Source organism: Bifidobacterium bombi DSM 19703, from assembly GCF_000737845.1.
Classification (GTDB): Bacteria; Actinomycetota; Actinomycetes; order Actinomycetales; family Bifidobacteriaceae; genus Bifidobacterium; species Bifidobacterium bombi.
The window spans coordinates 63,173-86,551 of the sequence record NZ_ATLK01000002.1 but is presented as its reverse complement, the minus strand read 5'-3'; the positions used below and the strand labels follow the sequence as shown (position 1 = coordinate 86,551).

General features: G+C 56.8%; 18 protein-coding genes. 2 read left to right on the top strand and 16 right to left on the bottom strand.

Features of this window, described 5'->3' with window-relative positions:
• Positions 1–63: 63 nt before the first annotated feature.
• The 7 genes from BBOMB_RS06525 to BBOMB_RS06490 all read right to left on the bottom strand — a co-directional run bounded on the left by BBOMB_RS06525 (position 64) and on the right by BBOMB_RS06490 (position 12,547).
• Entirely contained in the window at positions 64–1,707 is a 1,644-nt protein-coding gene (locus BBOMB_RS06525) for a diaminopimelate decarboxylase family protein (protein ID WP_044087627.1), read from the bottom strand.
• A 229-nt stretch (positions 1,708–1,936) separates the two neighbouring features.
• Positions 1,937–3,790, bottom strand: a complete 1,854-nt coding sequence (gene argS, locus BBOMB_RS06520; RefSeq protein ID WP_044087679.1) for an arginine--tRNA ligase — start codon at positions 3,788–3,790, stop codon at positions 1,937–1,939.
• 598 nt (positions 3,791–4,388) lie between these two features.
• On the bottom strand, positions 4,389–7,457 hold the full coding sequence (topA, locus tag BBOMB_RS06510) for a type I DNA topoisomerase (protein WP_081867431.1): 3,069 nt from the start codon (positions 7,455–7,457) through the stop codon (positions 4,389–4,391).
• Positions 7,458–8,002: 545 nt separating this feature from the next.
• Positions 8,003–9,196: a glycoside hydrolase family 1 protein gene (locus BBOMB_RS06505; RefSeq protein WP_044087630.1), complete on the bottom strand. Its 1,194-nt coding sequence runs from the start codon at positions 9,194–9,196 to the stop codon at positions 8,003–8,005.
• Positions 9,197–9,398: 202 nt separating this feature from the next.
• Positions 9,399–10,313, bottom strand: coding sequence for a carbohydrate ABC transporter permease (locus tag BBOMB_RS06500; RefSeq protein ID WP_081867430.1), 915 nt, complete (start codon positions 10,311–10,313; stop codon positions 9,399–9,401).
• An 8-nt stretch (positions 10,314–10,321) separates the two neighbouring features.
• Positions 10,322–11,236 (bottom strand): carbohydrate ABC transporter permease, encoded by a 915-nt coding sequence (locus tag BBOMB_RS06495; RefSeq protein WP_044087632.1) that lies wholly within the window; start codon positions 11,234–11,236, stop codon positions 10,322–10,324.
• Positions 11,237–11,257: 21 nt separating this feature from the next.
• Positions 11,258–12,547: an extracellular solute-binding protein gene (locus BBOMB_RS06490; RefSeq protein ID WP_044087633.1), complete on the bottom strand. Its 1,290-nt coding sequence runs from the start codon at positions 12,545–12,547 to the stop codon at positions 11,258–11,260.
• A 245-nt stretch (positions 12,548–12,792) separates the two neighbouring features.
• Between BBOMB_RS06490 and BBOMB_RS06485 the strand changes: the two genes are divergently transcribed.
• Positions 12,793–13,920: a LacI family DNA-binding transcriptional regulator gene (locus BBOMB_RS06485; RefSeq protein ID WP_052377565.1), complete on the top strand. Its 1,128-nt coding sequence runs from the start codon at positions 12,793–12,795 to the stop codon at positions 13,918–13,920.
• Between the two features lie 157 nt (positions 13,921–14,077).
• On the opposite strand, the gene BBOMB_RS06480 is transcribed toward BBOMB_RS06485, so the two are convergent.
• From BBOMB_RS06480 to rpsF, 9 genes are all read right to left on the bottom strand, one after another.
• Positions 14,078–15,106 carry an alpha/beta hydrolase gene (locus BBOMB_RS06480; protein WP_044087634.1) on the bottom strand — a complete coding sequence of 343 codons (1,029 nt, stop codon included), beginning with the start codon at positions 15,104–15,106 and terminating at the stop codon, positions 14,078–14,080.
• A 217-nt stretch (positions 15,107–15,323) separates the two neighbouring features.
• Positions 15,324–17,099, bottom strand: a complete 1,776-nt coding sequence (gene spxB, locus BBOMB_RS06475) for a pyruvate oxidase (protein ID WP_202961861.1) — start codon at positions 17,097–17,099, stop codon at positions 15,324–15,326.
• A 363-nt stretch (positions 17,100–17,462) separates the two neighbouring features.
• Positions 17,463–17,792, bottom strand: a complete 330-nt coding sequence (locus BBOMB_RS06470; RefSeq protein ID WP_044087635.1) for a carboxymuconolactone decarboxylase family protein — start codon at positions 17,790–17,792, stop codon at positions 17,463–17,465.
• A 514-nt stretch (positions 17,793–18,306) separates the two neighbouring features.
• Positions 18,307–18,861, bottom strand: a complete 555-nt coding sequence (locus tag BBOMB_RS07715) for an MFS transporter (protein WP_052377564.1) — start codon at positions 18,859–18,861, stop codon at positions 18,307–18,309.
• Complete coding sequence (locus BBOMB_RS06465) at positions 18,861–19,922, bottom strand: MFS transporter (RefSeq protein WP_162176042.1); 1,062 nt, start codon at positions 19,920–19,922, stop codon at positions 18,861–18,863. The genes BBOMB_RS07715 and BBOMB_RS06465 overlap by 1 nt, the downstream gene beginning before the upstream one ends.
• A gap of 226 nt (positions 19,923–20,148) precedes the next feature.
• Positions 20,149–20,595, bottom strand: coding sequence for a 50S ribosomal protein L9 (gene rplI, locus BBOMB_RS06460; protein ID WP_044087636.1), 447 nt, complete (start codon positions 20,593–20,595; stop codon positions 20,149–20,151).
• Positions 20,596–20,604: 9 nt separating this feature from the next.
• Positions 20,605–20,853: a 30S ribosomal protein S18 gene (rpsR, locus tag BBOMB_RS06455; protein WP_044087637.1), complete on the bottom strand. Its 249-nt coding sequence runs from the start codon at positions 20,851–20,853 to the stop codon at positions 20,605–20,607.
• 64 nt (positions 20,854–20,917) lie between these two features.
• Entirely contained in the window at positions 20,918–21,535 is a 618-nt protein-coding gene (locus BBOMB_RS06450; RefSeq protein ID WP_044087638.1) for a single-stranded DNA-binding protein, read from the bottom strand.
• A gap of 137 nt (positions 21,536–21,672) precedes the next feature.
• Positions 21,673–21,969, bottom strand: coding sequence for a 30S ribosomal protein S6 (gene rpsF, locus BBOMB_RS06445; RefSeq protein WP_044087639.1), 297 nt, complete (start codon positions 21,967–21,969; stop codon positions 21,673–21,675).
• A 214-nt stretch (positions 21,970–22,183) separates the two neighbouring features.
• Between rpsF and BBOMB_RS06440 the strand changes: the two genes are divergently transcribed.
• Positions 22,184–23,200, top strand: coding sequence for a ribose-phosphate diphosphokinase (locus BBOMB_RS06440; RefSeq protein ID WP_044087640.1), 1,017 nt, complete (start codon positions 22,184–22,186; stop codon positions 23,198–23,200).
• Positions 23,201–23,379 lie beyond the last annotated feature (179 nt).

The window sequence follows — 23,379 nt, the reverse complement described above, 5'->3', positions numbered from 1 at the left end:
GACCTGCACGGTCCAACCGTCAAGATACACCGGCCGTATTGCGCTAGGCACGCCGGATCGCGCTTACGCGCTTACATCGAGACCAAGCAGGTCATCGACGGTCTGTCTGCGCATCATCAGATGGGCGTCCTGCTCGCTGACCGCAACCACGGCCGGGATGAGTGCCTGGTTATAGTTGCTGGCCATGGTGCGCCCATATGCTCCGGTGACGGGAATGGCGAGGATATCCCCACGTTTGAGGTCGTGCGGCAACCGACATTCACGTACGAGAACATCGCCCGATTCACAGTGCATGCCCACCACTCTGGCAATCATGCTCCCGTCATCCTCACCGGTCTGTTTCATGCATCCGGCACCATCGGCGTCCGCTCCTCCCGCGAATCCAGCTACGGCCACAGTATAATTCGCGCCATAGAGCATCGGACGAATGTTGTCGCTCATGCCTCCATCCACCGAGACATAGGTTCTCTGGGAGATTCGATGGCCTTGGTCGTCCTTCGTGTCGGCGGGCAGGGCTACATGCTTGATGGTGCCGACCCGGTACAGCGTCACCCCGGCGGGGCCGACGATAGAACGCCCTGGTTCGAATGAGATGATGGGAGCAGGCATTCCAAGAGCCTTGTTGACCGTGGCCACCGCCTCGGAGAGCCGTGCGAGTTCACGAGGGATGTCCATGGCTTCCTCATCATCTGTATACGCCACGGAATAGCCGCCTCCCAGATCCACTTCGGGAAGAACGTACGCATCAGTGGCATAGAACGTACGACGCAGAAGCATCATGCGCTGTCCGGCCTGAATGAAGGCGTTCGCATCATGAATCTGCGAACCGATGTGGGAATGGATGCCGACCAGCTCAAGGTCATTCGAACGTGCAGCAATGTCTTTGAGGACCGCCACCGCCGGACCATTCGCCACTGCGTCCATTGCACGCGCCAACGCCAGCTCGGTATCCGTCGGCTTCACATCTCCGACATCATAGGGGTAGCGGATGGCGTCGTTCCTACCATCGGCATCGGCATCGGCACCAGTGTCGGCGGCGGCGTCCGTGTCACCGACAGTCGTCGGAACCGTTTGGGCGCTGTTTCCACACCCCTTCCCAAGTCCGTCAAGCACATCGAAAATCTTCGGATCCGCGCCTGCGGGAAGCAGAGCCAGACCGAATTTCTGATCCTCATGGGCGGTGGAGATGTATTCGTGTCCGCCGGCGTGGATGCCACAAGTCACACGCACCATGACACGCGCCCGCTTACCCAGACGCCGTGCTATGGAGGCCACGCGCTCAGGATCGTCCGGGCTGTCCACCACGATTTTATTGAAGCCTTCCGCTATTGCCAGCTCAAGTTCGGCATCGGACTTGTTGTTGCCATGCAGAACGAGGCGACGTCCAGGTATGCCTGCCGCGAGCGCTATACGCATCTCACCCATCGAGCATGTGTCGATAAGCATGCCCTCTTGCGAAACGATGCGGCAGACCTCCTTCGAGAGAAAAGCCTTCCCGGCGTAGCTTACGTGAGTGGTGGCGGTCGGAAATGCCTTTGCGGCCGCCTGCACGAACCCGCCGGCGCGGGCCCGCAGTTCATCCGTGTCCATGACATACAACGGGGAGCCGAATCGCTCAAGCAGGGAGGCAGCCGAGTTTCCGTGGAACGTCAACTCGCCATGTTCGTTCCGATCCGTGGCTTTGGGCCAAATCGCGCTGATTGCCATCGTTACCGTCCTTTTCGTCTGCCTGCCGTATCTCGGCACGAGGACGAGCCTTTGCGCCGCATATCCTCACATGCGCCGGGTCGTGACCCCCGGCACCTCACTTCAACACCTAAGCTTTCAACTCGGCCACACCGATGCCGCCTGCGCGGCATCAAGCCTCGAACCCGCCTGAAACCGAAACCGCATACCGGAATCTGCACCGCACGCCACCTACGCTCAGGCGTGCGGGTCACATTCTCTCCGGGGCGCTCACGCCGAGCATGTCCAGACCGGACGCGATGACCATTCTCACGGCGTCGTTGAGTTTCAGTCGAGCCGCCGCGCGGGCCGGTTCGGGGTCCTTGGCGATGCGCAAAGCCTCACGTTCGGCTTTATTCTTGCGTTCCTCTAATTCGGTGAGCGCCATCGGCACCACCCGTTCCAAGTTGTACCACTTGTGGTACGCACCCGCGAGCGCTTCCAAGTAGTGCGCGATCTTGTGCGGGGCGCGCAGGTCACCGGCTTCGGCCACCACGGAAGGCCATTGGGCCAATGAGGCCAGCACCTCGCCGTCGGCCGGTGTGTCAAGCAGTCCCAGCGAAGCCTTGCCGGCATCGATGCCGGCATCGGCCGCGTTGCGGTCCACATTGCAGGCACGGGCGTGCGCGTACTGCACGTAGTACACGGGGTTCTCGTTGGTGTGCGAGGCGAGCACGTCGAGGTCGATGTCGACGCTCGTGTTGTAATCGGTGCGTGCCAGCGAATAGCGGGAGGCATCCACGCCTATGGCATCCACGAGATCGTCTATGGTGACGACGTTGCCCGCACGCTTCGACATGCGAACAGCCTTGCCGTCCTTCATCACGTTGACCATCTGACCGATGAGTATCTGCATGTTCTCGCCGGGAACGTCACCGAAGGCGGCGCACATGGCCATCATGCGGCCAATGTACCCGTGATGGTCGGCTCCGAGCATATAGATGGCCACATCGGCCGGATCCACAGCACGGTGGCGCTTGTCCCAGTAATAGGCGATATCAGCGGCAAAGTAGGCGTACTCGCCGTTTGACTTGATGATGACACGGTCCTTGTCATCCCCGTGTTTCGTGGCGGCGAACCAAGTGGCGCCATCCTTGTCGAAGACGTCTCCCCGACCTCGCAGATATTCGATGGCCTTTTGCGCCGCACCCGACTGGTACAGGCTGTTCTCATGGAACCACACGTCGTAATCCACCCGGAAGTCCTTCATGGATTGCTGGATTTCGGCGAACATCATCGGAACCGCACGGGCGCGGAATTCCTCGCGCTGCGGCGAATCCCCTTCTCCCAGGGCATTGCCGTCCTTATCGACACCGGTGTCCACACGCGGCAGGTTGAGGATGTCGACGCCATCGGCAGCGGCCTGAGCCACGACTCGATCGACGATCTCGTTGATGTACGCGCCTTTATACCCGTCGGCGGGTGTCTCTTCGCCGTGGGCTGCGGCGACCAGAGACTTGGCGAAACGGTTGATCTGCTCCCCGTGGTCGTTGAAGTAATATTCACGGACGACCTTGGCGCCATTGGCCTCAAGCACGCGAGCCATGGAATCCCCCGTTGCGGCCCAGCGCACGCCGCCGATATGAATCGGTCCGGTAGGGTTGGCCGAGACGAACTCAAGATTGAGTGTTTTGCCGCCCAAGTGCCCGTTACGGCCGAAAGTCGTACCCTCCTCGGACAAGCGTTCGCCGCCTTCGTTACGGTATTCGCTTTGGATCGGGCAGCGGCCCGAAAGCACAGCCTCCACCACTTGGGCGGCCGAAGCGGCATCCAATGTGACGTTGATGAAGCCGGGACCGGCCACCTCCACGGATCTGATGCCGGGAGTCCTGCTCAGCTCGGCGGCGAATCTCTCAGCCAGATCCCGGGGTTTCATGCGTGCTTTCTTCGCCAACTGCATCGCCGCATTGCTGGACCAATCCCCGTGGGTACGGTCTTTCGGCCTCATGACGGTGAGTTCATCGGCAGATGGCACCATCTGCGCAGTCAATTCGCCGGCATCGCCGTCCTCCGCCAAAGCTCGGGCTATTTTCGAAATCTCTTCACTTAACGATTCAGGGGTCATTCCACCCATGGTACCGTGTTTGTCTGACGTGACGCGGCATTTGGGGCAACATCCTATCCGGGGTCATCTCGGCACCCCGGATGGTGCGCAGCGTGTTCATCAGCGCAACAATGACCACCCTCCCAGGCCGCTCGGCACAGGCCGCTCGGCACAAGGTCATTCGACGCCAAGAAGCAAGCAAAAGAAGCCGGCACAAGGAACCAATACGAGGAACCAACTCGCGGCGGTTAGCACAGACGACCGGCGCAGGGAAACCGGCATCAAGGGAACCGAGTCGAAGGAAGCGGCCACCCGATGCCACAACAATGTGATGCTGCCAAGGGGTTCCAGAGTGACGTCAGTGCGAAGAAATAGCATACCGAAGAAACAGCATACCGAAAGCATGACTGTCAAGAAGTATGGAGGCCAGGAGTGACGACCGTCAGAGGAATGACCGTCAGAGGGACGACAGTCAGGAGGTATGGCAGGCCGCTCCGGTTCGGACCGACCGGCCAGCGCACACCCGTCGAGGCCAACGTCACGACTCACGCCCATTGGTGTTGGGCAGATGACATGACGCTACTGTGCCGAAGGCTTTTTCGCACCGGCTCTCCCAGACTCACTTCTTCTTGCCGTCGTTTTCTTTGCCGACGTTTTCTTCGCCGTGGCTTTGCCGGCAGCAGCGGTTTTCGATGACGCAGCCTTTCGAGTACCGGTTTTTTTTGGCGGCCGTACGCTTCGTCCGGGTCGCATTGGTGGACGCCCTACGGCTCGTCGAGCGACGCGCCCGACGCTTGACCGGTCCCGCGGCACGCTTCTCAGCAAGCAATCGAAAGGCCTCTGCGGGCTCGATGGACTCGGGTGTGTACTGCCTGGGTAAGGTGCGGTTGGTCTCTCCATCGGTGATGTAGGCTCCGTAGAAACCATCCTTGATCGTCACACTCTTCCCGTTTTCCGGGTCGGCACCAAGCTCACGCAACGGCGGTTTGGAAGCACGCCCACGGCCACGACCGTATTTGGGTTGAGCGAAGAGTTCCTTGGCCTGTTCGATGGTCACGGAGAAAATCTCGTCTTCGCTGGAAAGCGAACGGGTCTCGGACTTGCCATCAGCATCCGTCTTTGTCAGGTACGGGCCGTAACGCCCATTGTTGGCTTCCACCACCGCCTGGGACACTTCACCGGATTCAGAGTCGGTCTCTTCCAACTCGCCTACTTTGCGCGGCATGCTGAGGAGCCTGAGAGCGTCGTCAAGAGTGACGGTCTCAGGAGTCATACTCTTGAAGAGCGAGGCCATCTTCGGCTTCGGCGCGGCGGACTTCTTCGCCGCCGGATGCGACGACCCTTTGCCGCGCGAACCGGAAGCCTTGGCCTGCCCTTGTGCGGCCCCCTTCGTCGTACGGCCCTCCGCGGTCGCTGCTTTCGCACCGGGTTCGGCGCCCTTCTTGTCGTCTTCATCGGACGCGACGTCGGACCTATTCGACACCGCGCCTTCGTCTTCCGGCGCCATCAAAGCCACGTAAGGCCCGAACCGGCCGGTTCGAAGCTCCACCGTCCCACCGGTCTTGGGATCCGTACCGAGGATCTTCGGCCCCCCGGCATTGGTGCGAATCAGTTCATGACCGGCCTCCACGGTGAGTTCATCCGGGGCCATGGTATCGGGAAGCATGGCATGCTTCGGATTCCCTTCGGCATCGAGGTTTTCCGTGTCTTCAAGATACGGGCCATACCGACCTACACGCACTTGAAGCCCGTCGCCAATCTCGATGGTGTTGATGGCCCGGGCATCGATGTCTCCAAGCTGGGCCACCTGCTGAGCCAAGCCTTCGTGGGCCTCATCTGCGGACGCAGCAGCACCGTCGCCCGACCCGAAGTAGAAACGGGTAAGCCAGTCCTTGCTCGTTTCCTCACCGTGCGCGATTTTATCGAGCCCGTTCTCCATATCTGCGGTGAACTGGTAATCGACGTACTTCGGGAAGTTCTGTTCGAGCAGCTTGGTGACGGCGAAAGCCAACCAGGAAGGAATCAACGCCCTTCCACGCTCATAGACATACCCACGGTCGATGATGGTGGAGATGATGCTGGCGTATGTCGACGGCCGCCCAATCTCCTTGGCCTCCAGCGTTTTGACGAGCGAAGCTTCAGTGTACCGGGCAGGCGGCTGGGTCTCATGCCCGTCCGCGGTAACGGTCGAAGCGCCAAGCCTGTCGCCGGTGGTCATGGGCGGAAGCGTCACATCAGCCTCGTTGCCGTCACGCCGAGGCCATCCGGAAGCCTTGAGGAACCCCGGGAAATCAATCACCGTTCCGGATGCTTGGAACCCGGCTTCACCCTCGGCCCCCGCAGCAGAACCGTCATCCACATCATGCAGGCCGTCAACGGGTGCGCTCAGGCGAACCGTCGCCGTCGAACCTGTCGCATCAGCCATTTGAGAAGCGAGCGTGCGCTGCCAAATCAAGGTATAAAGCTTCAATTGGTCAGGCGGGACTTTGGTCGCCAGTTCATCGGGATCACGGAAATTCGATCCCGCAGGGCGAATGCACTCGTGCGCCTCCTGGGCGCCAGCCGTCTTAGTGGCATACTGCTTGGGACCGTCCGAAAGATATTCCTTGCCGAAATGCCGCATAACGCCCTGACGGGCGGCATGGATGGCTTCCTGGGAAAGCGTGACCGAATCGGTACGCATATAGGTGATGTAACCATTCTCGTACAACCCCTGAGCCGCACGCATGGTCTGACGCGAACTCATGGATAAGCGGTTCCCTGCAGCCTGTTGCAGGGTTGAGGTGGTGAACGGCGGCACTGGACGACGACGGTACGGCTTGGTTTCCATGGAAACGACGGTGAACTCAGCGTCCTGCAATACTTCGGCAAGCCTTTGAGCGCGTGCCTCATCCAAGTGAACCACACCTTCCTTCGCGCTGGAAGGCACCAAAGTCCCATCATCATTGAAATCCTTGGAACCAGCCAAGCGCTTGCCATCCAAGGTGACCATGCGAGCCTGGAACGTTCCGGAAACATCTTCGTCCGACCCACCGACCGCCTTAGCCGTACCCGAAGCGGACAGCTCAGCCGTCACGTCCCAATAGGGCACCCGTACGAACGCCATGCGCTCGCGCTCGCGCTCGACAATGAGCCGTGTGGCGACTGACTGCACACGTCCTGCGGAAAGGCCCGGCCCCACCTTTCGCCACAGCACCGGAGAAAGCTCGTACCCGTACAGCCTGTCGAGCACGCGACGGGTCTCTTGGGCGTCCACCATATCGGCATCCACCTGCCGAGTGTGGCTGAGTGAGTCCTTGATGGCTTCAGGGGTGATTTCATGGAATACCATGCGTTTGACCGGTACCTTGGGTTTCAGCGTCTGCACCAAATGCCAGGCTATGGCCTCCCCCTCACGATCCTCATCAGTCGCCAGATAGAGGGTGTCCGCATCCTTCAGTGCGGTTTTCAGCTCCGCAACCGTCTTCTTCTTTTGCGGACCAACCACATAATATGGTTCGAAGCCGTCGTTCACGTCCACCCCGAAACGTCCGAACTTCTCCTTTTTCGCGGCAGGCACCTCACTCGGTTGGGCAAGGTCCCGAATATGGCCCACCGAGGCCTTGACCGTGTAGCCTTTACCCAGATACCCACCGATTTTCTTGGCTTTGGTGGGAGACTCCACGATGACAAGCTTGGTACCAGCCATAACCGCTCCTTTCATATCCGTGTCGCTACCATGCACTTCTCATTGAACGCCGCTATCGCAAGGACATCATAACTCCACGTTCTAGTAAACCGCGCGGAGAAGCGTGGCGCGGACCCATGCAGACACCGGTTGTGCTGCGCCGCAACCCGCCCCGAAGGCATCGCCTTTGTTAGTATTGCACGATACCACTACCAGCGAGCACGATTGCACAAATCCCCCACGTTCCAGTACACTCCAGTCCCGCGAACGAACCTGCCTCCCAAACCCGTCTCCGCGACCAAGGAAACCCAGCATCTACCCACATGTCACGGCGCACGATTCGAGGTTCCTATGTGCGGCACGCACCACATCCAGCAGATTCGGAAGAAGACAGGGAACATCATGAATTCCCGAAATTCCGAACGGTCGGCAAACGCAACGACGATTCATCATGGGAGGCTTGGCAATGGCACTGCGGCGATGCCCATCGAATGCGAAAGGCGGTTCGCCCCGCCGGAAGCATCGTTCCGGTGCGGGGGCGAACCACTTTGAGGTTCGCGTCAAAACTATCTCTCGGATGGATCGCCCACCGTACCCGTCTTCGCAACATTTCCAAGCCATTGAAGGGAAAGCTTAGGTTTGCGTTCAAAGGTTTCGTGGTCGACCGCCACAAGTCCGAAAGTAGGCTTGAACGAGCCCCATTCATAATTGTCCAATAAGGACCAGTGTATGTAACCACGTACGTCTATGCCGTCATCCATCGCGGAGCGAATTGCACAAAGCGCGCCATATGTATAGTCCAGCCGACGCTTGTCATCGGCTGTGGCGATACCGTTCTCCGTCACGACGATCGGAGTATGACCGGACTTATCCCAAGCATTGCGCACTCCGATACCCACGGCAGGCGGGAAATACTCCCAACCGGTGAGCGTGCGTTCGACATCGTCGGGGAATGGCACTGGTCCGTCCTTGCCGATGAACGTGCGCAAATATCCCTGCACGCCAAGCCAATCATCGCCGTTTGCAACCTCAAGATAATAATTCTCACGCGGATATGCGTATTCCTCCGTCTCCTTCTCACAACCAGGCATGGCATGGAAAGCCTGCGTGGCCACGGTCCAGCCGACCATCAGCGAAGGATATTCCCCATGCAGCACATCACAGGCGGCCTTATGCGCCTTGGCAAGCGTGCCCCCGATCGTCAGATCGGGCTGCGGCAAGGAAGCCGCGGCCATGTCCGCACCATCAGTGCCATTCCAAGTCATGGCCACCATATTGGGCTCATTGATGGTGCACACCCACTTCACATCATGAAGAATAGGAGAAACCTCTTTCACATATCGGACGAAGAGATCGACGGCGTCGGCAGACCTCCAACCTCCTTTACGTGCGAACCAGGACGGCAAAGTCATATGGTGCAAGGTGACCATGGGTTCCACGCCATAGCGGTGGCAGGCTTCTATCATATTACGGTAATGGATGATCTGAGCCTTGGAAAAACACCCCTCCTCAGGCTCGATACGTGCCCACTCCAAAGAAAAGCGGTAATACTGCAATCCAGATGACGCCAGCAACCTGATGTCTTCGTCATAACGGTTATAGCTGTCACAGGCATCCCCCGAAGCCTCCGACAAACCGCCGTTTTGCATATGCTCACGCTCCCACCAATCCGAAGAGACGTTGTTGCCTTCGATTTGATGCGCCGCCGTGGCCGCTCCCCAAAAGAACGTGTTGGGAAATTGTAAGGTCTTTCCTGTCATTCTGTATTTCCTTCTACTTCATTGCATACGAAAGGTCGGTCACCATAGTGATCATCCGCAACACACATGCCTCTGGTAACTAAGCGACCGACCATCCTATGCTAGATTCAGCGTCTGAACATTGCATGAATACCGAATAAGCTATACCCAATAACTAGCATCTCAGTATGTTTCATCACCTCAGACACCACCTTTTGCTTCTTTATTTGATGCCTGACATCGCCACACCTTGGATGAAATAACGCTGCAGGAAGATGAACAGGAGCATGATCGGCGTGATGATGAGCACCGAGCCCGCAAGCAACACGCTGTAGTTGGTCGCATTCTGCCCCGTTGAGTAGAGCGACAAGGCCACCGGCAGCGTGTACCTGTCGGAACTCTGCGCCGCTACCAACGGCCACAGGAAGTTATTCCAGGAGGATAGGAACGTCAGAATGCTCAACGTCGCGAGCGCCGGCCCGCACTGCGGCAATACTATCTGCGCGAATATGCGTAGCTCACCGGCACCATCGATCCTCGCCGCTTCCATCAAGGCATCAGGAACATCACCGATGAACTGACGCATAAGAAAGACACCAATAGGTTGGACCAAATAGGGGAGAATCAATGATGCATAGCTGTTCAGCAGGTGCATGTCGGATATGATGACGAACAACGGCACGAATGTCGCGACCGACGGAATCATCAACGTCACCATGACACAGCCAAAAAGAATCTTCTTACCGGCGAAATCCATCTTGGCCAATGCATAACCCACCATGGAGCAGAACACCACATTCCCGAGCACGACCATGACTGCCACAATCAGGCTATTGACGAAATAATTTCCGAAATGCAACTGCGTGAACCACTGATAGAAATTCCCCAGCGTGGCATGTTGCGGAAACAGCTTCGGCGGCACGGCCATGATCTCCTGCTGAGTTTTCAGGGACCCCAGAATCATCCAAAAGAACGGAAATATCCAAACAACGGCCACAAAGGCCAACACAATATAGACTAAACCGTGCGCACGCATAAAACGTTTATACCATGGCAATACGTTCTCAGGAGTCTCGATTCCGGATACCCGATTAGCCCGACTTACATTCTGCACGGAGGCAACATCCAAATTATTCATCTTCCCTCCTACTTATCCGAGCGCATGATACGGAACTGCAAAGCGCTCACCAAGGCTATGATCAGGAACAAGACCCAGCTGGCGGCGGATGACATTCCATATTGTCCAAAACCGAACTTTTTGTAGATGTAGTACGAGGCCGACAACGTAGCATCCAAAGGGCCGCCTTGCGTCATCACGAACGACTCGTCGAAAAACTGCAAATAGGCGACCGAGACCAGAACCAGGGACAGCAGGATCGTAGGCTTGAGCAACGGCAGCGTGATATGGAAAAAGCGTTTCCAAGCATTGCATCCATCGATCGAAGCAGCTTCCTCAAGTTCGGGATTGACGCTCTGCAGACCTGCGATAAAGATGATCATGCTTGTTCCGACGTTACGCCAAACAGTCATGATAATCAGCGCAAACAGCGCGACATGTGTATCGTTGAGCCAATTGGGTCCATGAATGCCGATCGCCCCCAAGAGATTATTGAGCAAGCCATCACCCTGGAGTATATAGCGCCAAACCACGGACACCGCAACGACGCTCGCCACGACCGGCGCGTAGAAAATGGCTCTGAAAAACGAATTGACGTGCCGTAGACCTTTGTTCAAAGCCACCGCGAGCGCCATAGCCACGACCAGAGTGAGCGGTACACCGATGATCACGAATATTCCGGTCACCACAAGGGAATGACGGAACAGCGGATCTTTGAATAATGCGGCATACTGCTGCAATCCCACAAAGTTCACGTTGAATGGAGTCCGCAAATCACGCGCAGTAATGTCAGTGAACGACATGTATAGAGCGGAGAGGAGCGGCAATAACATGAAAAGACCGAAAATGACAATGAACGGCAGGGAGAAGCCCCAAGCAATCATCGTCTGGTGTCGGCGCAAGGCACCATCAGTACCTTGCGCCTTATTATTTTTGCTATGCATAGTCAATGCCTGCCGCCATGCCTATTTGCCAAGTCCGATGCCATCGGCTTGAGACTGCATGTTCTTAAGACCTGCATCAACACTTTCGGCATTGCGGTAGATCTTCTCCACCTCGGAATCAGCTACGGAGGAGACCTGCTGCCAAGTGCTTATTGTCGGAGCCGCTTTGGCATTCTTAAGTTGCTCACCGAAAGCCACGAGTTTGTCGTCACCCTTCAGCTGTGGATCGTTCCAAGCATCCTGCTGAGTTGGCAAATCGGTGGAAATCTTGTACCACAAGACCTGATTCGCCGGCTTGCTGGCCCAACGTATGAACTTCCACGCAATCGCCTGTTTCTTTGAATCCTTGAACACAACCCAGTCACAACCGCCAAGATACGAAACCGAAGGCTTTGATGAAGCGCTTTCCTTGGGGATAAGTGCGGTACCAAACTTTTCATTCATACCGGTTCCACCAGCTTCGTTGATCTGTCCCACCGATGTCGGCCCTCCGAACAGCATGGCAGTCTTGCCGGCCACGAATTCTTTGGTGTCTGCGCCCGGATTGGCATCGACGTTGACATCGGACAGCCCTTCCTTGAAGAAGCTCGCGGAGAATTCCATACCCTTCTTAAACTCCGGCGTGTCAAGCGTCCACTTTCCATCCTTGGTGTAATCAGCACCGGCAGAGAAATAAAATGGACATGCCCCCATAAAAGCATCGGTACCTTTAGGCAACTGACGCAAGGGATTTTCAACACCCGCTTTTTCCTTTAGATCCTTTGAAGCCTGTTTAAGCTCATCCCAAGTCTTAGGAGGCTGATCCCAGCCCGCCTGCTTCAACAGATCCTTGCGATAGTAAAGGACTCGGGTATCCGCATACCATGGCAAGCCTATAGTCTTGCCACCAAGCTTGACTTCTTTCATCGCGTCCGGCGAGAAACCCTTTTCACTCAGATTCTTAGGATTTTCGGCAAAAGCATTAGAGAAATCAGCCATCCAGGTGTTCGCCATCTGCGCCATGTCAGGCTCCTTGCCGGCGGCAATGGCCGTCTGGAACTTATCGTGTGCTGAAGACCATGGGATGGACGTCACCGTAACGCGAGCATCAGGATTTTCTTTGTTGAACTCCTTTACGAATTTAGGCAATAATTCACCCTCGTTGCCAATCGCCCAGATGTTGAGGTCGCCCTTGGCGGGTTTGTCATCAATCGTGCTCACCGCATCGGCATTATCCGATCCGGTACTGTTGTTTCTGCCACAGGCGCCAAGAGAAGCAACGGCTGCAACGCTGAGCCCCATCGCGACGATGCGATTCCAATGTTGTTTCATTTCGGTTTCTCCTATCTGAAATGTGCAAATCATTGCACTATTATTGAAGCGCTTCATTTTCAATTTGTCAACTCATGTGTGTTGATAGTCGAAAGGTGTTTGAACGCTTGCACATGATAACGCTCAACTCTTTGAAAACATTGCCCTCGCGACACCAACACATTCGCACCCCTATGCTTATAATGGTTGGCGTTAGCCGCATATCAACGTGACTGACAGAGTTGTTCGGCGGCTAAGGCAGGGAAATGGCAGCGATCAAAAGAAGCACGTTATACGATGTCGCGGTTAAGGCTGACGTCTCGATCGGCACCGTGTCGCATGTGTTCCACCATCCGGAACGCGTGAAGGATGACACGCGGGCCAAGGTCTTGAAGGCCGCTCAGGATCTGCATTACTTTCCGAGCAGCGATGCCCGTGGTCTAGCGAGCGGTAAAACGAACGCCATTGGATTATTCTCCTTCGACATGCTCATCACCCACCCTCTCTGGCCTCAGCTGCAAGGCAAAATCACGCAAAACATAGATGACGAGAATTCCGACGGCGATGTCCCCGAACGATTTTTGCCAGCCACATATCCACTGTATGTGGATGAAATAGAGCACGGCTTCGAACTTGAGTGCAAAGAACGAAACCAGGCATTGTTCCTGACTTCATTAAGCAATGGCGAATATGAATCATTCACCAATGCCGTGGGTAGGGTCGATGGAATAGCGCTCTTCGAAGGGTTCAAACAAAATCCAGCCATCCTCAAAAGCATTTCCGAACGGCTTCCTCTCGTACTTCTCAGCGAACCAAAGCAGAAAGCCAATATTCTGACCATCCAAGCCGACAACGAAGCAGGCATCAACGCCATCGCCGATCATCTTGTTCAGAAACATCATGTCTCGAGCATGACTTTCCTAGGACCGCTTGCGGCTCCTGATACATATGAGCGATACCATGCCTTGCAGAAGTATTCCCGCGAGCACCAAATTACGCTAACCGAACCTTTCCAAGGTTCGTGGCTTAATCAGAACAGCACGTACGAGGAATATAGGGCGGAAATACAATCCGTCATCGAAAGAGGCCTTCTCCCGGAAGCGGTAGTGTGTGTAACCGACCAGCTAGCACTGAGTTTCATCGCCGTTCTGCAATCCTTGGGCTTACGCGTGCCCGAGGACGTAATCGTCACCGGCTTCGACGGAATCATCGCCGGCCGGCTTTCAAATCCGAAACTGACTACCATACGACAGCCCAGTGAGGGAATGGGACGATTGGCGGCGAAATTGCTCATCAAACAAAATGGGCAACCCTGGAAGGAACCCTTGTCCATTCGCCTGCCCGTAAAGCTATGGATCGGCGAAAGTTGCGGCTGTAAAATGCAGGATACGTGAAATAATCATTCCCGAGATGCAAACAACGAAACTAAGCGTAAACCGAAATGACGTAGATTTCGTCATTTCGGTCAGACCAGCCATCAATATAGCTAATCCGCGCATGGCCAAATGCATCCAAACGCCCCGCTACGGGCGCGAATCAAAACCTCAGGATTCAGATACGGCCGTATGAGAACTCGCGTATTCGCCGCAACGTCTCCTGACTCTCAGGCAACCAACTCATGCATACAGGGTAAACGTGCCCAAGCGCCCGTCCCTTGGGTGCATAAACGTCATGCAACTCGAAATCACGACCGTGACGGCTGAGCTCCGAAGCCAGTCGCAAGGAATGACACTCAATGAAGTCATCGCTGCTGGTGTTCAGGAAGACCGAAGGCAACTCAACCTCATCCGTCAGCGTTCCCAAATCGACATAGTGCTCCGCATCACCCACCAAACCACGGAACATCGCCGGGGCCAGAACTTCCCAGCCATCAAACACCTGAGCTGGGTCACGAGGGGGCCGGCCAGCCGCGAGATCCACATACGACGTAAGGTCGAAAAGTCCCGAAACCAAAGCGGCGCCCTTCCAACGAAGACCTGAGCGTTCGATACCGAACGCCCGCGACATGGCATCAGAAGACTCGATCGCCAAAGCATACAAGCCAAGCGTGCCCCCGGCCGAATCCCCCGTGATGAACAGCGAGCCGGAATCCACCGGATAATCGCCCAAATGCTCCCCGATCCACGAGAATGCACTGAATACATCACGCAACTGACCGAGAAAATCAATTTGAGGAAACGGCCTGTAACTCAACGAAAGGACAGCAAAGCCTTGTTCAGCAAGATTCACGTTGAAATTACGATTGAGCTCCTTGTACCCGTATGTGAACCCGCCGCCGTGAATGTCGACATACACAGGAAGGGCATGCCCACCACGCAACACAGCGTCATGCGGCAGGTAGACATCCAGCTTATGCCCGCGAATACCGTCATCCAAGTACGGGATGTCATCGAAACAGTCAACGTCTTCAGGCACCCTCCAGTAGTGCGAACGAGGACAGTCGGCCTTGGCCATACCCACGCGGGCGGAGACCACCGCACGTGCCAAACCGGGCTCCACGCCTTTGAGGTCACCGTCGATCTCGGTCCATTCTTCGGACCTCAGCCGTTCCTCATCAGTCAACGCCAATACACCAGCCATACGAACCTTCTTTCCCAGGCATGCACATCTTCAGCCGTATCTTCAACATTGAATCGCCTTCTTTGCGAGCCTATGCCAAATACGGCGCATGCCTACAAACAGGATAGGCGATGGTACTCACAGAAGATCCTCGGCGGTTCCAGGTATCGCGAAGGGCGGCGTCATACCGGCTGATCCGATATGACGCCGCCCTCCACGCGCCTTCCACAAGCGGGAACTAGGCACCGAACCTATTCAGCAGCTCGCTCACCGGCGTAAGTCCTTCAGTGTGATATGTGGCCTTGAACTGGTCGACGTATTCCTGGCTGAACCTGGCATCAGGCTCCAAGGCCAGCTGCTCGACCGGTAGCGGACGGTCATTGGCGATTTTGACATCGATCACCACCGGACCACGCCTCTGCTCCGTATACTGGGCCGCTTCCTCGAACGCCTGCCTCAGCTCTGCGAGGGTGTGCACCTCATAGCCCTTGGCTCCCAGACCGGCTGCCGCGGTACCGTAGTCGGCATCGATCAAATCGACACCACTGTGTGCCTGGTGGTTATCGTCCTGTTCGGCTTCGATGAATCCCAAAGCCTCATTGGTCAACACCACGTTGATGATCGGCTCTCGGTACTTTACCTGAGTAAGAATGTCCTGCATGTTCATCGCGAAGCCGCCGTCGCCGCTGATTGAGAACACCTGCCTGTCCGGATAGCTCTCCTGCGCCCCAATCGCCGCCGGCACCGCGTTGCCCATGGTTGCATACCATGCGGAGGTGGCGAACTTCTGGGTGGGCACCATGTCAAGCAACCTCACCGCATCAATGGTGACATTGCCTACATCCACGGAGAACACCGCATCGGATTTTGCGATGCGGTTGATTTGGGTGAATACGGCATCCACGTCAAGCGGAGTCTTGTCGACTTCAGCACGCGCGGCAAGCCACTGGTTCCAGTTTTTCTTGTCTGCGACCATCGCGTCGTAATAGGTCCTCGACTCCACCGGTCGGGCAATTTGAACCATCGCCTGCAACGTCGCCTTCGCGTCAGCGACGATGCCCAAATCCACCCTGTGGCGCTTACCCATATCAGTGGCTTTGGTGTTGACCTGTATCACCGTGGTCTCGGGACCGACAAAGAATGGCAGGAACGGCATGTTCGCGCCGATGAACAAGACCACATCAGCCGTGCGCGCCGCGTCCACACCCGGTTTGGAAGCCACGCGACCGGCAGAAAGCATATAAGCCGGATCACTGTCAGCAAGCACGCCTTTGACCAGAGCTGTTGACATGATCGGTATCTGCAGTTTGTCCGAAAGCTCCTTGATTTCCTTGCCGGCTCCACGGGCGCCCATGCCGAAGTAGATGAGCGGCCGCTTGGCGTTCGTCAGCATTTCGGTCGCCCTACGGACGAGTCCCATATCCGGTGCCGGGTACTCGTTTGTGGAGGCATAGTCATGCGCCGTGGCATGGAACGTGTCGTCGATCTGCTGCCAACCCAGGTCTTTGGGAATAATGACGACAGCCACGCCTGAATGTTCATAAGCCTGACGAATCGCCTGGTCAACCACCGCAGGAAGCTGCTCGGCCGTCATGACGGTTCGGTTGAAGCACGCCACGTCAGCGAAGATTGGTTCCTCTGGCAGCTCCTGGAAATAATCGGTGTTCATGGCGCTGGTCGGCACCTGAGCCACCAAAGCCAACACCGGCACATGATCGTGTTTGGCATCATACAGACCATTGAGCAGATGCACCGCACCCGGGCCCGCGGAACCGAAGCATACCCCTATCCTGCCGGTGAATTTCGCCTCTCCTGCGGCGGCCAGGGCACCCGCCTCCTCATGACGCACCTGAATGTATTTCATGGTGTCGGACCTGACATGGAGGGCGTCCATGGTCGAATCGAACGACCCTCCCGGCAGGCCGAAAACGTGTTCCACGCCCCACTCCTCGAGCACCTTGATCATGGCCTGCGAAGCCGTGATCCTTGCAGACTCCGGTTTCATGTCACTCATGTGATTGTTCATTTCGCCCCTTTCACAGACGACACCAACAACGGATGCCGGCCGTGCCAAGCGCCTCGACCCTTGAACCGCCTTGCACCAGTTGATGTTGACTTCAGTATATGACCGAACATAGGTCGGCCATCGCCTTTACAGCTGCCAGCGCAGAAACGCAATCGGCGGTGAAGTCGCAATGCCTCACCCCCGTTCCATTGTCATGGGGCCACAGTGCGAGGGCGGACACAGGGGAGACTTAGGGAAAACGAACGAACGCAACGACGTTCAGCGACCGGTGATTGCGACGGCAAGTGCCAACGCACGCCGATATAAGGATAAGTCACGATCAACCGGATGCCGTGCACAGAGGCCGCTTAATCAATCCGCGTCGTCGCTCCACACCTCCTTGGCGCGGTTGAAGGCGGACCAGGCCTTGGGCCAGCCCACATAAAACGCGAGATGAGTGATCATCTCCGAAATCTCCTGCTTCGTGATACCGTTTTTCTTACCCAGGTTCAAATGCGCATCAAGCTGCTCAGTGGCGCCCATGGCGATGATGGCGGAGATCGTGATCATGGAGCGATCATGCGCCGAAAGCTCGCTTTCACGGCTCCAGACCTCGCCAAAAAGCACGTCGTCGTTCAAATGCGCGAATTCAGGTGCGAATTTTCCGAGTCTATCGTGCCCAGCAGTTTGTTTGACAGCCATTTCATTCCTCCTTGTAGACATAGCGAAGACCGATCGCGTCAGTAAGCGTCGGGCCGCCAACGGCAACCCGCCAGGCTCCCATCAGACTCGGCAACCAATCTCGCCAACCGACCAACCACATCAACGTACCACCCTACCGCTTCAAGTCGCATCGAAGTCAAATCAGGCCACAATGCCGAAGCTTCAGTCCCGAACCTCACAGCGCCAACGGACTGACGCCCGGGGCGCCGGCGCACTTCGCCCACGATTGACGGGATACCGGGAATCGCCGTCACCGGCGTCAGACATTCTGTACGATCGGAATACACGGCTTGAACCAGAAAGCTTCCACATTCCCGAACGCCCTACTGTCGTCTCACGTTCGGCGGACGGTAACCGTATAACGTCTGACACACCCTTCACATCTGATGTACCCTCTCATGCTTATCGCCCCATGCCGCCGACAGGGACTTGCACCGGTGCTGGAAATGCCTCCGTCACGAAACATCAGCATCCCCGCATCCCCATTCACACTTCAGCCTCCCCGCACAGCATTAGGTAAATGAAACGGGCAGCAGGAAATATCAGACCTGAATGCTGCGGACCTGATCACCCAGCTGGGCCGGACCCTGATCGAAACGAACGTAAGGCAAACGGCCACCACACCAACGGCTACTACCAGCAGGAACGCATGTCTGGCTCCGACGAGATTGGCCACCGCCACATTTCCAGGCATGTGAATCGTGCTTATCGACAATGACATGGAGAAGACCGTAGTCCCCAACGATCCGGCGTATTGCTGCAGTACGTTGAACAAAGGGTTGAAATCCGTCTGGCGCGCCGGTTCGACGAACTTGCTTGCATCCGACATGGTATTCCCATACCCCAGGTTGAACCCAAGCCTCAAGAAGGCGTAAAGGAAACCGATAAGCACTATTCCGGCATTGCCTGCCAGAAGGTACATCGCCACTGCACCCAACAGAACGAGCACGTTCGAGGCCGAAAGGATGCGGGCCGGCCCATGCCGGTCGTACAACCTTCCCGCAATCGGCGCCATGACCGCACCCAGCAACGACCCTGGAAGCAGCATCAGCCTGCGGCCATAGAATCCACATGGAGGAAGTTCTCAGCGAATACGGGCAGCATGAAGGAACAACCGATGTTGACGAACTGAAGGATGAAATAATTGCAGCCGCGCAACGCGACGATCGGCTTCTTCAGGATGCGCAGGTCAAGTAGGGGCGAACGTGCGGCCAGACAGCGCCACACGAACAAGAACAACGCTACGACCGCCACGGCGATGGCGATCGCGACATGCGACGACCAACCGCCGCTGACGCTGATCTGGTCAAAGATCTGTGTGATGCCAAGCATTGCAAAGCACAGCAGCACGAGTCCCAAGCCATCGAAGGAAGAACCTCCACCAACCCGTTTGCCCGACGCCTCAAGACGCACATTGCATTCGCCTATGACCCACGCGACGAGGATGAGCGGAACCAGCCCAGCGAAAATCGCGCGCCATTGGAGGAAGTTGTTGATGGTTCCGCCATAGGTGGGGCCCAAAGCCGGCGCGAACGAAGTAATCATATTGGCAATGCCCATGTAGGCACCTCGCCGGTTGATGGGGACCAAAGAAAGAATCAGGTTGATCATCAACGGCGTGGAGATGCCGGTAGCCATGGCCTGTAACAGGCGGCCGGAAAGCAACACCCAAAAACCCGTGCCGGGCAGCGAACACAGGACGACGCCCACGAGGCAAAGCACCGATGCGGTGCGGAACAGGACCCGTGCGTCGAAACGCTTCATCAGATAAGCCGAGGCACTCATCATGAGCGTGACCATCAGCAGATATCCCGAAGTCAGCAACTGCACCGTGGAAAGTGGCTCCCCGAACTCCTTCTGCAACCTCGGGAAAGTGACGTTGAGCGAGGTCTCCGTAAGAATCCCGATGAACGAAAGCATCCCCACACCCGCAATGGACAGCTTGGTCGACATCGGAACGTTCGCATCCGGGGACGAGCCGCCTGAAAGGCCGGCACCGCCTTCACCGCAGTCGTTTTTCAGGGACCGTTCTCTTGCTTGCGAACTGCTGTCTGCGCACACGAATACAGCGCCTTCCTTCCCGATTTTCCAACCGCTGACTTTCAACAAATCTTCACCTATAGCCGAGCCCGATCCACTGCCTTGTTCAGTTCGATCTTTCCATGGCGGCTTCAGCCCTGCCCACGTTCGATGCATGCTATTGGAAAGGCCCGGAAAAGGGCACACGCCAGTATGTTGCATCGCCGCGACCAGAGGAGAGTCACAAAAAGTAGAAAGGTGCCTCCACACCCATTGAAGGGACATGAAGACACCTTGCCATATACCGAGAAAAGACCTACTCGGAAACGACCCTCACGGTGAAGGAAGCCGAGATTTCCGGATGCAACGTCACAGTCGCGGCGAAGTCACCGGTGGTTTTGATGGAATCGACCTTGATGGACTTCGGATCGACGGCAGCCTTGGATTCAAGCGCTTTCGCGATATCCGCAGTGGAGATTCCACCGAAAAGCTTGCCTGACTCGGAGACCTTCGCGCTGATTTCCACAACGGTTCCCTCTATTGCGCTCTTGGCGGCGACGGCATCCTCACGGGTGGCCACTGACTTGGCCAGGCGGGCGCGCTTCAGCGCATCGATCTGCGCAGCGGCACCCTTGCTGTAGGCAAAGCCGAAGCCCTGTGGAATAAGGTAGTTACGGGCATAACCAGCCCTGACCTCTACAACGTCGCCACTCTGGCCGAGGTTGGAAACGGTTTTGGTAAGAATGATCTTGGTAGTAGCCATGTCCCCTCCTCAGCGGCCGTTGCCGGAATAGGGCAGCAAAGCCATCTCGCGCGCGTTCTTGATGGCACGGGAGATCTCACGCTGCTGTTGGATGGTGACACCGGTGATGCGGCGGGAACGAATCTTGCCACGATCGGAGATGAACTTACGAAGCAGAGCGACGTCCTTATAGTCAATCTCATGAATCTTCGCGGCGCTCAATGGATTTGGCTTTTTCTTGAATGGTTTGACCGGTGGTTGCGGCCTTTTGCGTGACATTTCTGATGTACTCCTTACTACAAATAATGAAACTGATACTGATAACCGTTACGCTGTTCGGCGCTTAGAACTCAGGATCGTCGTCCCCGCCGAACTCAGAGTCCGACCCGAACGAGCCGAATCCCTCTCCCGACGTGGTGGATTGCCCCCAAGGATCAGCTGCAGGCGCGGCATTCTGAGTTCCCTGACCTGCGGCCTGACCGGATGTCGAGGCACCGCCCTGATATCCACCGGCTCCACCTTGGTAGGCCCCCTGCCCAGCAGGAACGCCTCCGGCTTGGAAGCCGCCCCGCGAACCGCCTTGGAAACCTCCGGAAGAAGATTGACGTTGGACTTGGGCCGTCGCGTAGCGCAGGGAGGGGCCGATCTCATCGACCGTCATCTCCACGACCGTGCGGTTCGTGCCATCGTTCGCCTGGTAGGAGCGCTGCTGCAACCGTCCCGTGGCGATCACGCGCATGCCCTTGGTCAGGCTGTTGGCGCAATGGTCCGCCAAATCCCGCCAGGCGGAACAGCGCATGAACAGCGCATTGCCGTCCACCCACTGGTTCGTGTTGCGGTCGAACGTACGCGGGGTGGAAGCGATGGTGAAACTCGCCACGCTCGCACCACTGCCGATGGTGCGCAACTCCGGATCCGCAGTCAGATTCCCGATGATCGTAATCGTCGTCTCACCAGCCATGATCCGCCTCCTTAAGACTCGGTGGTCTTGTCGACTTGTATACGGCACCTTGAACAAGGTCTCGTAACGCCGCCCTCCAACGGCCGCCGCCCTCGGACGGACCAGTCGTGCATAACGGCTTCAAATGTAAACGGTTGTTACTTCACGTCCTTGCGCATGATTTTTGTGCGCAACACGGAATCGTTGAGGTTAAGCACACGGTCAAGTTCGGCGCTCACAGCGGGTTCGCAGCTGTAGTTGACCACAACGTAGTTGCCCTCGTTCTTGTCGTCAATCTCATAGGCGAGCTTGCGGCGACCCCAGATATCGGGCTCTTCCACTTTACCGCCCTCGTTAGTGACGGTTTCCATATACTGATCGGTCAGCTTCCTCAGAGCTCGCTCATCAAGCTCAGGATCGGCGATGAACATCAGTTCATACTTGTGTGCAGACATCACCCACCTCCTTTGGACTCAAGTCGGCCACGGCGTTTCCGTGACAGGAGTGTGTATGCATGCCGTTGGAAGTCTTGATTCTTGCCAACAGCCTTACTAGTTTAACCTGCGATGCTGACAGCCGCGACGCCGTCGCACCCGCTTTGCGCCAGGGTGCCTGTATAATTGGAATGTCGCGATGAACGTGGCATGATCGTGAACCGGAAGGCGGGATATGTCGGCGATCTTAGATGGCAGACCGAAAAAACGTATGGCTGTAGTGACAGGTCGTGCTTACCCTGAGCAAGCCGAGGCGACCGCCGAATATCTCGGCTGTGAACTGCTTGAAACCACTGCCTACGATTTTGCGAACGGCGAGATGTACGTCAGGTTCACCCAACCCGTGCGTGGTGCCGATGTGTTCGTACTCCAAAGCCACACCAATCCGATCAACAAATGGATCATGGAACAGCTGCTGATGATCGATGCCCTCAAACGGGCCTCCGCACGTTCGATCACCGTAGTCGCGCCATTCCTCGGATATTCGCGTCAGGACAAGAAGGGCTTGGGCCGCGAGCCCATAACCGCCCGTCTCATGTTCGACCTCCTGTACACGGCCGGCGCAGACCGCATCATGACGGTGGACCTCCACGCCTCGCAGGAGCAGGGCTTCTTCAACGGTCCAGTGGACCACCTGACGGCCATGCCAATATTGCTGGACTACGTGCGCGGATCCATGCCCCTGGAGAACACGACCATCGTGTCCCCTGATGCCGGACGAATCAAGGTGTCCGAACGTTGGGCCGCGAAACTAGGCGGACTCCCCCTGGCCTTCATCCACAAGACCCGTGACGTGACCAGACCAAACCACGCCGTGGCGCACGGCATCATCGGCGACGTGGGCGGACGTGACTGCGTCGTCGTGGATGACATGATCGACACCGCCGGCACAATCTGCGAAGCGGTCCGCACACTGCGCGAGGCCGGGGCGAAATCCGTCACCTTGGTGGCCACGCACGGCATCCTTTCAGGTCCTGCGGTGGAACGCCTCAGGGAGAGCGGGGCACGCGAGATTGTCCTGATGGACACCGTGCCCGTACCCGAAGCCAAACGCCTGCCGAATATGACGGTACTCTCCATAGCCCCGCTTCTGGCCGCAGGCATTCGGTCGGTTTTCGAATCCGGTTCAGTCAGTGGCCTTATGGACGGCCTGCCCGAAGATATGCATCCGCGCAACCTGTACGCGCACTAAAAGTCTATCCGCAGCCCAAAAACATCGGCTGGCTCACTTGGGACTGTGTATTCCTGGAAGTCGCCCGTCAAAGACGAAGCTACTGCCTATTGACGGCCGTTTTATACCGTTTTTCAATCCGCACCACGTTAGCTGGTCGGACCTTGCACAGCTGGAGGGGCCTGTTACGCCATCGCGTT

What these genes read in the sequence shown, in the direction of transcription:
- BBOMB_RS06485 (WP_052377565.1), top strand. Translation starts at nt 12,793, where the DNA reads ATGGCAGCGATCAAAAGAAGCACGTTATACGATGTCGCGGTTAAGGCT.
- rpsF (WP_044087639.1), bottom strand. Translation starts at nt 21,969, where the DNA reads ATGTCTGCACACAAGTATGAACTGATGTTCATCGCCGATCCTGAGCTT.
- BBOMB_RS06500 (WP_081867430.1), bottom strand. Translation starts at nt 10,313, where the DNA reads ATGAATAATTTGGATGTTGCCTCCGTGCAGAATGTAAGTCGGGCTAAT.
- rpsR (WP_044087637.1), bottom strand. Translation starts at nt 20,853, where the DNA reads ATGTCACGCAAAAGGCCGCAACCACCGGTCAAACCATTCAAGAAAAAG.
- BBOMB_RS06470 (WP_044087635.1), bottom strand. Translation starts at nt 17,792, where the DNA reads ATGGCTGTCAAACAAACTGCTGGGCACGATAGACTCGGAAAATTCGCA.
- BBOMB_RS06495 (WP_044087632.1), bottom strand. Translation starts at nt 11,236, where the DNA reads ATGCATAGCAAAAATAATAAGGCGCAAGGTACTGATGGTGCCTTGCGC.
- rplI (WP_044087636.1), bottom strand. Translation starts at nt 20,595, where the DNA reads ATGGCTACTACCAAGATCATTCTTACCAAAACCGTTTCCAACCTCGGC.
- argS (WP_044087679.1), bottom strand. Translation starts at nt 3,790, where the DNA reads ATGACCCCTGAATCGTTAAGTGAAGAGATTTCGAAAATAGCCCGAGCT.
- BBOMB_RS07715 (WP_052377564.1), bottom strand. Translation starts at nt 18,861, where the DNA reads ATGCTGCTTCCAGGGTCGTTGCTGGGTGCGGTCATGGCGCCGATTGCG.
- BBOMB_RS06525 (WP_044087627.1), bottom strand. Translation starts at nt 1,707, where the DNA reads ATGGCAATCAGCGCGATTTGGCCCAAAGCCACGGATCGGAACGAACAT.
- BBOMB_RS06480 (WP_044087634.1), bottom strand. Translation starts at nt 15,106, where the DNA reads ATGGCTGGTGTATTGGCGTTGACTGATGAGGAACGGCTGAGGTCCGAA.
- spxB (WP_202961861.1), bottom strand. Translation starts at nt 17,099, where the DNA reads ATGAGTGACATGAAACCGGAGTCTGCAAGGATCACGGCTTCGCAGGCC.
- BBOMB_RS06440 (WP_044087640.1), top strand. Translation starts at nt 22,184, where the DNA reads ATGTCGGCGATCTTAGATGGCAGACCGAAAAAACGTATGGCTGTAGTG.
- BBOMB_RS06450 (WP_044087638.1), bottom strand. Translation starts at nt 21,535, where the DNA reads ATGGCTGGTGAGACGACGATTACGATCATCGGGAATCTGACTGCGGAT.
- BBOMB_RS06505 (WP_044087630.1), bottom strand. Translation starts at nt 9,196, where the DNA reads ATGACAGGAAAGACCTTACAATTTCCCAACACGTTCTTTTGGGGAGCG.
- BBOMB_RS06490 (WP_044087633.1), bottom strand. Translation starts at nt 12,547, where the DNA reads ATGAAACAACATTGGAATCGCATCGTCGCGATGGGGCTCAGCGTTGCA.
- topA (WP_081867431.1), bottom strand. Translation starts at nt 7,457, where the DNA reads ATGGCTGGTACCAAGCTTGTCATCGTGGAGTCTCCCACCAAAGCCAAG.